This is a genomic window from Paenibacillus sp. S29, from assembly GCF_049319765.1.
GTDB classification, from domain to species: domain Bacteria; phylum Bacillota; class Bacilli; order Paenibacillales; family Paenibacillaceae; genus Paenibacillus; species Paenibacillus polymyxa_B.
Window position 1 is genome coordinate 1 of sequence record NZ_JBMOUI010000032.1, and the last position, 15164, is coordinate 15164.

At 52.9% G+C, this 15164-nt stretch carries 1 protein-coding gene; it reads right to left on the reverse strand.

Features of this window, described 5'->3' with window-relative positions; translation table 11 throughout:
• On the reverse strand, nt 1-15164 hold a 15164-nt coding region (locus ACL9RM_RS25960), incomplete at both ends, for an amino acid adenylation domain-containing protein (RefSeq protein WP_414126677.1).

Below are 15164 nucleotides of genomic sequence, written 5' to 3' on the forward strand. Positions count from 1 at the left end.
TGCAGTTCGCCTTCCGAAATCAGTCCGTTCATATCCAGCGTGTGCGATCTGGCTGCATGGGCGCTAAGCTCTGCACCGCTAGCGTAAGGAGATACACCAATGGATTGATTTTGCATATCTTGGTCAAATTGTCCCAGATAGTTAAAGCTGATTTCAGGTTCGGTTACAAAACGCTCTTGCTCACGTGCTGCGGACAGGTATCTCAACATACCGTAGCCAATGCCCTTTTGCGGAATGCGGCGTAGTCCTTCTTTCACATGTTTGATGCGCTGTGAAAGGTCTTGCCCCACGCTCATATCCAGCACAACCGGGAATTGGGTCGTAAACCAGCCCACGGTGCGCGTAATATCCAGTTCTGGCAGAATGGACTCCCGTCCATGACCTTCCAGGCTCACGAGCACTCGTTCCAGGCCCGCCCAACGATGAATCGTTAGTCCCAATGCGGTAAGCAGCACATCATTCATCTCCGTGTTGTAGGCACGATGCGCTTGTTTTAACAGCTGCTCCGTTTCCTGAGTTGTCCACGTAACTGTAATGTTCTCGCTGTCCCTATTTAAGGAATGAGAAGGGGACTCGTCTTTTGGAAGCGGCTGATATACGCCTTGTTCCATTTCCCTCCAGAATGCGAGTTCTGCTGCCATGGCCGGACTGTTCGCATATTGAGACTGCCCATCCGCCCAGGTGCGGAACGAATCCGTTTTGTGCGGAAGACGAGCCGCTTGTCCGTTCAAGGCCTGCTCATAGGCGGTCGTAATATCCTCGAACAAAATGCGCCAAGATACGGTATCCACCACTAAGTGATGAATCGCTATCAGCAAATGATCTCCATCGGGACAATGGAACAGCCCCAGCTTCACCAGCGGTCCTTCGCTTAAATGAATGCCCGCCTGAATTTCATTCACTTTGGCCTCGATCGCCGCTGACACCTCAGTCTCATGGCTGAAGTCCATACGTTCCAGCGTATACAGCTCGCCCTCCCCAATCGCACGGTTCCAAGCTTCATAACCGTGCTCTGTAGGACGGAAAATGATACGCAGAGCATCGTGATGGCTAACGATTTGATCCATCGCCGTGCGCAATGCCGGTTCATCAAAACCGTCCTTGCTATGCAGCATAATGGACTGGTTATGATGATGAGCATCCGTCAGGTTCTGCTCAAAGAACCATTGTTGAACGGGTGTCAGTTTCACAGCGCCCACCACTTCGCTCTGATCCGCCAATCGGGTCACCGATTGCACTTTCAGTGCCAAGGCAGACACGGTTGGATGACTGAACAGGTCTTTCATCTCCAGTCGATAACCTGCTTGCAGCAATCGGGAGGATACTTGCAAGGCTTTGATCGAATCGCCACCCAGCTCGAAGAAGTTATCCTGCGTGCCTACCGCTTCCACGCCAAGCACCCCGACCCATACCGCGGCCAATACTTGTTCCACCGTGGTACGCGGTGCCACATAGGCTGCACCGGTATGGATGCTTCCTTCCGGTTCCGGCAAGGCCTTGCGGTCGATTTTTCCATTGTGGGTCAGTGGCAAGGTCTCCAGACGCATCAAGCGTGCAGGTACCATATGTGCTGGCAGTCCTGCTTCCAGCTCGGCCTGTACCTCCTTGATCCGCAGCTCGGTTTCTCCCGTGATGTATCCGCACAAGTACTTGTGTCCACGCTCATCCGTCCGATCGATGACTACCGCTTGACGCACGCCCGGCACCCGCTGGATCACCGTTTCAATCTCGCCCAGCTCGATCCGGTAGCCGCGGATTTTCACTTGATAATCCATCCGCCCGATAAAGTCTACATTGCCGTCCGGCATCCACCGCGCCAAGTCACCTGTGCGGTACAGTCGTTCACCTGGCACGAACGGATTGGCCACGAATTTCTCGGCGGTCAGGTCCGCACGATTCAGGTAGCCTCGTGCTACCCCGGCACCGCCAATGCACAGCTCGCCCAGTACGCCGATCGGCACCGGATTTAGCTGGCTGTCCACAATGTAGAAGCGGGCGTTCAGCCACGCCTGGCCAATCGGCACATTGCCGCTGCTTGGCAGCTTCGACAATTCTTCGTCGTAGAAGCTGGAGTCAATCGCCGCTTCCGTGACACCATAGCTGTTCATAATGCGGATATCCGCGCCAAACCGTTCTTGCAGCACCCGGTAGTCTGTCACACTGCAGCTATCCGAGCTGGTGATCAGCAGTTCCAGACTGCTCATGTCCAGTCCCTGTTCATACACATGCTGCATAAACGGTACGATCAGGGCCGGGGTCGATTCGAACACCGTAATCTGATAGTCGCGAATCCAGCCATATAGACGGCTTGGGTCGATGCGATCATCTTTCGGACAGATAACCATCGTGCCACCGTTATAAAGCGTTCGCGCAATATCCCCGACGAACACGTCAAAGGAGAAGCTCGCCAGTTGCAGCAACCGTACCGGGAACTGGTTCAGACGGTAATCCCGGCGATAGGCCGCGGCTGTGTTTACCAAACTGCGATGCTCAATCATGACGCCCTTCGGACGTCCCGTTGTACCGGAGGTGTAGATCACATACGCCAGATCCTGCGGTTCGTTGATGTGATTGACGTCTGTGGTATCCCCGGTGTACAACGACTCATCGTCCAACGCCAGTACGGTATGCAAACGTATCCCCGTTGCGGATTCGGATGTAGTTTTGCTTTCATCCAGCCATACCTGTGCACGCTCCTGCAAGCCGATTTGGGTCAACAGTACCGTCGCACCACTGTCCTCCAGCATAAAACGAATACGTTCGGACGGATAGTCTGCATCTAGCGGCACATAGGCGCCTCCAGCTTTCCATACCGCCAATACACCGACCAGCATGTCTACCGAACGTTCACTCAAAATGCCGACCATCGACTCGCGTCCAATGCCTTCATTTCGCAATCTACGGGCCAATTGGTTGGCACGCTCGTTCAGTTTACAGTACGTAAGCTGCTGCTCCTCGTACACCACCGCCACGTGATCCGGTACAAGCTGCGCTTGTTCTTCCACATAGGTATGGAACAAGGCTCCTGCTTCAACAGCAGCAACATCCGATACTCCCACATCTCCAAAACCGTAGATGATTTGTGCCTTCTCCTCGACGGTTACCATCTCCAAAGCTGCCAGTGGCTGCTGCGGATACAGGGTAATTGCACGTACGAGTTCGGTAAAATGCTGTGCCAATCGCGCGATGGTCTCAGGCTTGTACAGCGCCGTGCTGTATTCCAGACTGCACAGAATGCCTTCCGGCTGCTCTACTGCATCCAAGGTCAGATCAAATTTGGCCGTATGATTGTCCGTCGGATACGTTTTAAAGGTCAGACCCTCCAGCTCGAACTCCTGCTGCTCAAATGTTTTCAACTCAAACATCGTGTCAAACAGCGCATTCCGGCTCGTATCCCGCGTTAAATTCAGCTTTTCAACCAGTTCTTCAAAAGGATACTCCTGATGTTCATAAGCACTGAGCGCATGCTCTTTGACCTCTTGCAAGTAATCCAGGAACGTTTTGTCGCCAGCCGGATAATTGCGGATCGCCAGCGTGTTGAGGAATACGCCTACCAAGCCCTCCAGTTCCGCATGCGGTCTTCCGGCAATCGGCGTGCCGACGATGATGTCCTCCTGCCCCGAATATTTATGCAAGAGCGTGCTATATGCTGCTAGCAACACCATGTATAAGGTCGATCCCGTTTGCGCGGCCAGCTGTTTCAACTGCTCGCTGTCCTCCAGGCTGATCGCAAATTCCAATCGCGCTCCTTCCAGACGCTGTACGGCTGGTCTTGCAAAATCCGTTGGCATATCCAGTGCTGGAATGTCACCAGCCATCGTGTTCAGCCAGTAGCTTTCCTGCTCACGAAGACGTTCACTCTGCATATCGGCATGCTGCCAAACCGCATAGTCCTTGTACTGGATGCGCAGGGGCGGCAGTTCCTTGCCTTCATACAATTGAGAGAACTCCTGCACGATAATTCCTTCAGTCACGCCATCCGAAATAATATGGTGCATGTCATAGAACATGACGTGACGCTCCGGTCCGGTTTCCACCAACTGAACCCGCAGCAACGGTGCTTGTGCAAGATCAAATGCACGTACAAAGTCCTGTGCGTACTGCTGGGTCTCTTCTTCGCTTGCCTGCACATGCTCCACGTTGAATGCGACGCCCGATTCAATCCGTTGAATCACCTCACCATCCACCATGTCGAATCGGGTTCGCAGGGCTTCATGACGGGCAATCAGCTGGCGGAAGGCTTGCTCCAGTCGCGTTTTATCCAAGGAACCTTCAATGATCAAAGCGCCTGGCATATTGTAGCTAACCTCTCCGCCTTCCAGGTGACTCAGCACGTACATCCGTTTTTGCGCCGAGGAAACCGGATAATATGCACGTTCCTCCGCAACAGGGATGGATACATACGTTTGCTGTGTCTGAACTTCTCCCATCACCTGTACCAGTTGCTCAATCGTCGGATATTGGAAAATATCTCGCAGCGCCAGCTTGTAATTCAGCTCCTGATGGATTTTCGCCATCAGAGTTGTCGCGCGCAGAGAATGTCCTCCGACTTCAAAGAAATGGTCCTTAATACCGATCTGCGGATGATTCAGAACACTTTGCCAAATACGTACCAACTGCTCTTCCAGCAGTGTCCGCGGTGCCACGTACGCTGTGCCTCCTTCGAGGCGCGCTTCCGGTGCAGGCAACGCTTTGCGGTCAATTTTCCCGTTTGGTGTCAGCGGGAATTGATCCAGTTGTACAACATACGTCGGGATCATATACCCCGGCAGCTTGGGCTGCAGCGTGCTGCGCAGCTCCGGCAGATTCAACGCTGCTGAGGCTACGACATACGCACACAAATCCTTGTCTCCGTCTTCGTTTTCCCAGGCGGTGACGATGGCTTTCTGAATGCCGTCCACGGTCAGCAGCTGTGCTTCCACCTCGCCCAGTTCAATCCGAAAGCCCCGGATTTTGACCTGATCATCCATCCGGCCGATAAAGTCCACATTGCCATCCGGCATCCACCGCGCCAAATCGCCTGTGCGGTACAATCGTTCACCCGGTATATACGGATTCGCTACGAATTTCTCGGCCGTCAGGTCTGCACGGTTCAGGTAGCCTCGTGCCACCCCGGCTCCGCCAATGCACAGTTCACCCAGTACGCCGATCGGCACCGGATTCAGCTGGCTGTCCACGATGTAGAAGCGTGCGTTCAGCCACGCCTGACCAATCGGCACATTGCCGCTGCTTGGCAGCTTCGACAGCTCTTCATCGTAGAAGCTAGAGTCGATTGCCGCTTCCGTGACGCCGTAGCTGTTCATAATGCGAATATCCGCACCAAACCGTTCTTGCAGCACCCGATAATCCGTCACGCTGCAGCTATCCGAGCTGGTAATCAGCAGTTCCAGACTGCTCATGTCCAGTCCCTGTTCATGCACATGCTGCATAAACGGTACGATCAGGGCCGGAGTCGATTCGAATACGGTAATCTGGTAATCGCGAATCCAGCCATACAATCGGCTAAAATCAATCCGATCGTCTTTCGGACAAATGACCATCGTGCCACCGTTATAGAGCGTCCGCGCGATATCCCCGACGAAGACGTCGAAGGAGAAGCTCGCCAGCTGCAGCAAACGTACCGGGAACTCGCTCAGACGGTAATCCCGACGATACGCCGCAGCCGTATTGACCAAGCTGTGATGTTCGATCATGACACCCTTCGGACGTCCTGTTGTCCCGGAGGTGTAAATGACATACGCCAGATCCTGCGGTTCGTTGATAGGCTCGATATCGGTGGTATCTCCGATGTACAGCGACTCATCGTCCAACGACAGCACGGTATGCAGACGCAGCACTGTTGCCGGTTCGGATGCTGCTTCGCTGTCAGACTTCGAATCTGATTTCAAACTTACGCCTTCACTAAGGCGGTCTCTTTCCATCGTTTCAGCGCTAACCGCCGTCTCCAGCTCACTCTCATTCTTTCCTTCGCCCAGAGCCCATTGGCTTTCATTCAGCCAACCCAGTGCACGCTCCTGCAAGCCCGTTTGGGTCAACAGTACCCTCGCACCACTGTCCTCCAGCATGAAACGAATACGTTCTGACGGATAGTCTGCATCCAGCGGCACGTACGCACCGCCGGCCTTCCACACCGCCAGTACGCCGATCAACATATCCACCGAGCGTTCACTCAAGATGCCAACCATCGACTCGCGTCCAACGCCTTCGTTCCGCAATCTCCGCGCCAATTGGTTCGCACGCTCGTTCAGTTTCCGGTACGTAAGCTGCTGCTCCTCGTACACCACCGCCACGCGATCCGGCACAAGCTGCGCCTGTTCTTCCACAAAGGTATGGAAGAAGGCTCCTGCCTCGACTACAGCAACATCCGATACCCCCACATCTCCAAATCCATGGATGATTTGTGCTTTTTCCTCAGCAGGTACCATATCCAAAGCTGCCAGTGGCTGTTGTGGATGCAGTGTAATTGCACGTACGAGTTCGGTAAAATGCTGTGCCAATCGCACAATCGTCTCAGGCTTATACAGCGCCGTGCTGTATTCCAGACGGCATAGAATGCCTTCTGGCTGCTCTATTGCATCCAAGCTCAGATCAAATTTGGCCGTATTATTTCCCAGCGGATACGAATGTAAGGTCAGACCTTCCAGCTGCAACTCCTGCTGCTCCAATGTTTTCAACTCAAACATCGTGTCAAACAGCGCATTCCGGCTCGTATCCCGCGTCAAATTCAGCTTTTCAACCAACTCTTCAAAAGGATAGTCCTGATGCTCATAAGCATTGAGCGCATGCTCCTTCACCTCTTGCAGATAATCCAGGAACGATTGGTCGCCAGACGGATAATTGCGGATTGCCAGTGTGTTGATGAAGACACCTACCAGACTCTCCAGTTCCGCATGCGGTCTTCCAGCAATCGGCGTGCCGACTACGATATCTTCTTGGCCTGTGTATTTATGCAAGAGCGTAGTGTACGCCGCCAGCAGCACCATATACAAGGTTGAACCTGTTTGCGAAGCCAGTTCTTTCAGGCGTTCGCTAACTTCACGCTCCAGTCCGAATTCGATCGTATCCCCTGCCGTACTCTGTACCGCCGGACGGGCAAAGTCGGTTGCCAGATCCAGCACAGGCACGCCGCCCCGGAAGGTACCCAGCCAGTACGCTTCCTGACGCTGCATCCACTCCTGATGGGCTTCGCTTTGCTGCCATACCGCATAGTCTTTGTACTGAATCCGCAATGGTGATAGCTCTTCACCGCCATACAAGCGGACAAATTCATCGGTCAGCACCTCCATCGACACACCATCCGAAACGATATGGTGCATGTCGAGCATGAGTAAATGCTGGGATTCCTGCTCTGCTCCTTGTGCGCCCAGATCCACCAAGCCTACCCGCAGCAGCGGTGCAGCTTTCAGATCGAATGGACGGACAAACTGTCGTACCCGTTCTTGTGCTTCCTGGCTGATCATCGTGTCCGTAGCTGTAGCTATAGATGTGTCCTGATTTGTATCCGTAGTCGCACGCTCTGCCTGTACCTTCGTATATTCCACTTTAAACGGCACGATATCCTCAACCCATTGCATCGGCTCATTGTCCACCAGTTCAAAGCGGGTACGCAAGGTTGCATGGCGATCGATCAATTGACGGAACACATCTTCTACTCGTTTCACATCCAGCGGACCGCTCACTTGCAGCACCGACGGCATGTTGTAGTTCACATCATTCGGATCAAACTGATGCAGCACATACAGTCGTTTTTGCGCCGAAGATAACGGGTAGAAATTGCGTTCTTCCGTTACCGGAATGGACGCATAGGTTACTTGATCCAGCTGTTCCAGTACGACTGCCAGTTGTTCAATCGTTGGTGCTTCAAAAATACTGCGTAGTGGAAGCGGCTTGTTCAGCTCCTTATGAATCTTCGAGGCCAGTGTCGTCGCCCGCAGCGAATGTCCGCCAATCTCGAAGAAGTTTTCCTTCACGCCGACCTGCGTGAGACCCAGCACATCCTGCCAAATTTGAGCCAGCTTCACTTCCACCCACGTCCGCGGTGCGAAATAATCGGCTCCGGTTTGCAGACTGCCTTCCGGTGCTGGCAGTGCCTTGCGGTCGATTTTGCCATTCGGAGTTAACGGCATCTGCTCCAGCTGAACAAAGTACGATGGCACCATGTAGCTTGGCAGCTCTCGGCCCAGCTCACTTCTTAGCTCACTGGCACCCAGCTCTTGCCCCGCGACATAGTACGCTACCATTTGTTTTTGTCCCGTCTCATCCGCACGGGCCAGCACCACGGCTTCGCGTACCGATTCCACTTGGAGCAGCTGCGATTCGACCTCGCCCAGCTCAATCCGGTACCCCCGGATTTTCACCTGATGGTCGATCCGGCCCAAATATTCAATGTTGCCGTCTGCCATCCATCTCGCCAAATCACCTGTGCGGTACATCCGCTCATAGCCGGCTTCCCCGCCCGCAAACGGATCGGCTACGAATTTCTCGGCCGTCAGCTCCGGACGGTTCAGATAGCCGCGGGCTACGCCGACACCGCCGATGCACAGTTCACCCGCAACCCCGATCGGCTGCAATTGCTCCGTGCCTTCCTTCACGATGTACAGACGAATATTCTGAATCGGTTTCCCGATCGGAATAACTCCATATTCCTCATCAGGTTCACAATCGAAGTACGATACGTCCACCGTCGCTTCGGTCGGGCCGTAGAGATTGACCAGCTTCGCTCTGGCCAAGCTCGACACAAGCCGCTGGAACCGGGCCACATGCTGTGGCGGCAATGCTTCACCACTGGCAAACACATGCCGCAACGTTGCTAGCTTCGCTTGCATCACTTCCCGTGGCTGCTGCTCCACGTACTCTAGGAATGCATGCAGCATCGCAGGTACAAAGTGCATTGTGCTCACGCCATCGCGGGCAATCGTATCGACGATGTCTTCCGGGTTCTTTTCCCCGCCAACCGACAACAGACTCACCTTCGAGCCGACCATCGACCACCAGAACAACTCCCACACCGACACGTCAAAGGTGAAGGCGGTCTTTTGCAGGATTGTGTCCTCTGCACTCAAGCCGTATCGATCATGCATCCACAAAATCCGATTTAGCACAGAATGGTGCTCAACCATCACGCCCTTCGGTTTCCCCGTGGAGCCGGAGGTGTAGATGACATAGGCTATATGGTGTGGTCCGGCCAGTGGCTCCAGATTAGAGCCATCTTCGTGGTAGATGTCCTCGTGTTCCAGTACCAGCACTTGGCCGCCGAAACTCAGCGTTGCTTGCTCAGCCAAATGCGACTGCGTCAGCACCAGCTTCGCTCCCGAGTCCTCCAGCATAAAGCGGATGCGATCCGCCGGATATTCTGGATCGATGGGTACGTAGGCTCCGCCTGCTTTGAGGATCGCATAAATGCCTACGATCATGTCCAGCGAACGGTGAACCAAAATGCCTACAGGCTGATCCGGTTGAACGCCTTCCGCACGCAAGGTGCGTGCGAGTCGGTTCGCGCGCACGTTCAACTCCGCGTAGCTCAACGATTCCGCTCCGCACAGCACGGCCACCTGATCCGGTGTATCCGCGGCCTGCTGCTCAAACAATGCGCTTAGCGTTTGATCTTGCGGATAGGCTGCCGCCGTATCCCCCCAGACCTGAACGAGCTGTGCCTGTTCTTCTGGTGTCACCAATTCCAGCTCATTCACACAGATATGTGGATTGTCGATAATTTGCTCGATAACATGCAGTACATGTCCCTGCATACGCTCTATCGTAGACCGATCGTATACATTGGCGTTATATCTGAACATGATGCGGAAGGTTTCATCGGGCATCACAATCAAGTCCAGATCATAATTCGTTTGCTCAACAACCTCTACATTCGTAATTTCAAAAGCGGATGGACGAACTTCACTAAGCTGCTCGACTTGCTCCTCTACCGGATAATTCTCAAATACCATAATGTGGTTAATCAAGTTCTGCTTCTGCTCAGTCAATGCCTGAATTTCATACAGCGGGAAGCTGTCATAGGCTCCCGAGGCCAGTGCCTGTTCCTGCGTTTTCCGCATCACTTCCACAAAAGTGGCATTCCGTTCACTTTGAATCCGCACCGGGATCGTATTAATGAACAAACCGATCATATGCTCTACGCCGGCAATATCCGTCGGACGTCCAGATACGACACTACCGAAAATAACATCCTCATTATTGTTATATTTCTGCAAAATAAGGCCCCACACGCTCTGCATCAGCGTATTAATCGTGACCTGCTGCTGCTTTGCAATCCGGTGTATGGCTTCGCTCCACGTTGGGTCCAGATCTACCGTTATTTTTTCAGAGATATATTTGCTGGTGTCGCTTGTTGTAGTGGATACAGTATTTTCCCTGCTGTCCGCCGCTTGGTCTTTCGATGAAGCATCTGATCCAGGTAACAACGTTTGCTGTTCAAAGCCCGCCAAATAGCTGCTCCAGTACTCTTTTGCCGCACGTTCATCCTGACGCTCTAGCCATTCGATATATTGGCCATACGGTGTAATCGCTGCAAGCTCCGGTTGCTTCTGCTCCAGTAGCGCAAAGTACGTACCAAACACTTCACCTGTAACCAGCGATAAGCACCAGCCATCCATAACAATGTGATGGAAGCTCCATACCAAGTGATACGTTTCTTCATGGGTCTGCAATACCTGTACGCGCATGAGGGCATCCGTACCAAGATTAAAGCCTCTAGCCTGGTCCTCTTGCTTAAACGCCTGGATATACGCCTGTTGCTCCGCTTCCTGCATTTCCCGTATATCCTGGAAAGAAAGGTCGCTATCTTTGTGACGGAATACGATCTGCAATGGCTCCTGACTGTGCCCTGTCTCAAACATATGGAAATTCGTTCGCAGCGCTTCATGACGCTGTGTCAGTACATCCAGACTCTTGCGGAAAATTTCAACATCAAAGCTGCCTTTTTGATCAAACGACGCTTGCTGGAAGTAGGCGCCTGAGTCCGGCTCCATCAAGCTATGGAACAGCATCCCCTTCTGCATAGGCGAGAGAGCATACACATTTTCCAGCTCACCCACAGAAGCCGTTCGCTCTGTCAATTGTTCCAGCTGCTTCAGCGTCAAGCCCTTGAACAATACATCGCTTGGTGTTAGCTCACTCCGCTCTTTGGAGGCACAATGAGCGATCACTTCCTGCAAGCTTTCCTGCAGCAACTGCGCAAATTTTTCTACATTTTGCTGATGATATACCTTACTGTCATAGCGAATGTCCAGTGTCAGCGCGCCCGCTGTAATCATTCCGTTCACATTCAAAGGATGCTCCAGAACGGTATGGTCACTCATCGGCTCTCCACCTGGATGTGAAGACAGCGTGATATCCCCATTTTCCAAGTCCTGATCAAATTGTCCTAAATAGTTAAAGCTAATTTCAGGCTGCAGGGTCCATGAAGAATTAGCATCTTCCTGAGACATATATTTCAAAATGCCGTAGCCAATGCCCTTATGCGGCACATGACGCAGGCCTTCCTTCACCCGCTTGATGCGCTGCCCGACTTCTGCCTTTCCGTCCACATCCAGCAGCACCGGATACTGACTCGTAAACCAGCCCACGGTACGGGTGATGTCGATATCTGGAACAATGGCTTCCCGGCCATGTCCCTCCAGATTGACCAGCACACGCTCCTGACCGCTCCAGTTATATACCGCTGTGCTGAGTGCGGTTAACAGCAGATCATTGACCTCGGTGTGGTACGCACGGTGTACTTCTTGAAGCAACATCCGTGTTTCCTGCTCGCTCCAAGCCACAGTCACAGTCTCACTGTCTCTGATCAGAAAATGCTGCCCTTCCGCTCTTTCTTGATCCTTAGGCAACGATGCAATTTCTATTTGGGCAAGACGCTGCCAATATTCGCGTTCATTTTCGATCGCCGGACTATTCGCATATTGAGACAAGCGCTCTGCCCAAGCGGAGAAAGCGTCCGTTTTATAAGGCAGGCGAATCGCTTCTCCCCGCACGGCCTGCTCATATCCCGTGGCAAAATCCTCAAACACAATTCGCCACGAAATCCCGTCTATGACCAAATGGTGAATGGCAATCAGTAAATGATCTCCATCCATGCAGCGGAAAAGTCCCAGCTTCACCAACGGCCCTTCGTCCAGACGAATGGAACTTTGGATGGCATTGGCTTTCATTTCAATGGCTGCTGCAACATCTGTAATGTTTTGCACATCCGTCAGATCAACAACGTCCAGACGATACAGCTCGCCTTCGTTCAAACCGCGATTCCACGCTTCATAGCCCTGTTCGGTCTGACGGAAGACCATACGCAAAGCATCATGATGCTCCGTTACCTTGGTCACCGTTTGATGCAATGCGGCTTCATCGAAGCCTTGTGCTCTATACAGCATCACCGACTGGTTGAAATAATACGGCTCTGCTGAGGATTGTCCAAAGAACCATTGTTGAATCGGAGTCAGCTTAACGCTTCCCGAAACCACACGCTGATCGGCTGTACGGCTGACCTTGTGTACATGACCGCTCAGCAGCGAGATGGAAGGATATTGGAACAAATCCTTCATGTCCAGCTTGTAGCCCGCTTGCAGCAAACGGGAGGATACCTGGATCGCTTTGATCGAATCGCCGCCCAGATCGAAGAAATTATCCAGAATTCCGACTCTCTTGGCTCCTAATACAGCCTGCCAAATCGAAACCAAAGTCTGCTCCAGCGCTGTGCGCGGCTCTGCATAATCCGCTCCGCTTTGCAGGCTGCCTTCTGGTGCCGGCAGGGCCTTGCGGTCGATTTTACCGTTCGGTGTCAACGGCATCTGCTCCAGCTGGATGAAATACGAAGGCACCATGTAGTTTGGTAGCTCCTCACCCAGTAAGCTGCGCAGCTCACCAGCGCTTACTTCCCGTTCAGCAACATAGTACGCCACCAGTTGGTTTTGCCCCTGCTCGTCCGCCTGGGCCAGTACGATGACCTCTTGTACATCCTCCACTTTCAAAATTTGTGCCTCGACCTCGCCCAGCTCGATCCGGTAGCCCCGGATTTTCACCTGATGGTCGATCCGGCCCAAATATTCGATGTTGCCGTCTGGCATCCATCTCGCCAAGTCACCCGTACGGTACATTCGTTCATAGCCGGCTTCCCCAGCCGCAAACGGGTTCGATACAAATTTCTCAGCCGTCAGCTCTGGACGATCTAGATAACCCCGAGCCAGACCCGGACCGGACACGCACAGCTCACCCGCGACGCCTACCGGAGCCAAATGTCCATGCACATCCAGCATGTATACCCGATGGTTCGGCACAGGGCGTCCGATGGAAATCAGTTGTCCAGCTCTCTCATCCTCGGATACCGGCCAGATGGACGTCGCCACTGAATTTTCGGTTGGACCGTAGCCGTTGTAGTACGCCACCTGATCCTTCCACTTGTACACCAATTCTGTTGAAGATGCTGAACCCGCCGTAAACAAAATACGCAGGTTTGGCATCCGTTCTGGCTCCAGATAGACCGCATAGGTCGGCGGCAAAGCTGCTACCGTGATTTGGTGATTCGCCATATATTGCTCAAACCGCTCGTAGTTCAAAATCGTTTCTGTCGTTGGCACATATAACGTGGCTCCACAGAACAGCGCCTGGAAGATTTCCCAGCAAGCCGCATCAAACGAATAGCTGGCGAACAGCAACGCATGATCCGACGTACGGATCTTGAGTGTCTGATCAAAATACGTTTTCAGATTGCACAGCCCGTGATGCTCCAGCATCACGCCCTTCGGCTGCCCCGTGGTCCCTGACGTATAAATCACATAGGCTAGATCGTTCGGACCGGACCACGGCTCCAGATTGGAACCATCCTCGTGGTACACCGTTTGCTCCCCATCCAGCACCAGCACATGACCGTCGATAGCGGCTTTGTCTACCAGATGGCTTTGCGTCAACAGCAGCTTCGCTCCTGAGTCGTCCAGCATGTAGCGGATACGCTCCTCTGGATACGTCGGATCAATAGGGACATATGCACCCCCGGCCTTCAAAATCCCGAAGATGCCCACGATCATGTCCACCGAACGCTCGGTCATCAGACCCACCAGACGATCTTTCGTCACGCCTTGACTGCGCAAGGTACGAGCTAATCGATTGGCGCGTGCATTCAGCTCACGATAGGTCAACTGCTCTCCTTCGAAGAACAAGGCTGTCTGCTCCGGCGTCTGCGCAGTTTGCATTTCGAACAAGCCGTGAATCGTTTGCTTACTTGGATAGACTGCCGCTGTATTGCCCCAGACCTCAACGATCTGCTTACGCTCCTGCACCGTAACCATATCCAGTTCATGTACGCGAATGTCCGGCTTCGCTGTCACCTGCTCCAGCAGCTGCACTAGATGACCTCGAATTTGCTCTACACTTTCCCGTTCAAAGGCCAGCGCATTATACCCAAAGCTCATATGAATGGTGTTCCCCGGCAGCACCACCAGGTTAAAGTCATAGTTGGTCTGCTCGACAGACTCGGCTCCGGTGATGCTGAAGCTGGACTCATTACCGTTGCCTAATTGCTCCAATTGTTCCTCTACCGGATAGTTCTCAAAAATAAGAATATGATTGATCAAATCCTGCTTAAGCTCCGACAACCCCTGAATTTCATACAACGGATACGTATCATAGGCATGGGAAGCAATCGATTGCTCTTGGGTTTGCTTCATCACGTCTGAGAATAAGCTGTCCACTTGACTGCGGATACGCACAGGAATGGTATTGATAAACAGACCAATGATGTGCTCCACATTCGGAATGTCTGCCGGACGTCCAGATACCACGCTGCCAAACACTACATCATCTGTGCCATTATACTTTTGCAGCAACAGGCCCCAAACGGTCTGCATCAACGTATTGATCGTTACCTGATAACGCTTGGCTATGCGCTGAATGCCAGCCGTTAGATCCGCGCCCAAGTCGAAATCCAAACGCTCTGCCTGATACCCCGTTTTGCCCTGCATTTTAGCCTGTGGCAGGCGGGACTGTTCCTCATATCCTTCCAGAACCTTGCTCCAGTAACCTGATGCTGCCTGACGATCCTGCTGTTCCAGCCATTTGATATATTGACTGTACGGCGTTACAGGTGCCAGTTCAGGCTGCTTATGAGCCAGTATCGCAAAATAACTCGCAAACACTTCGCCTGTCACCAGCGACAAGCACCA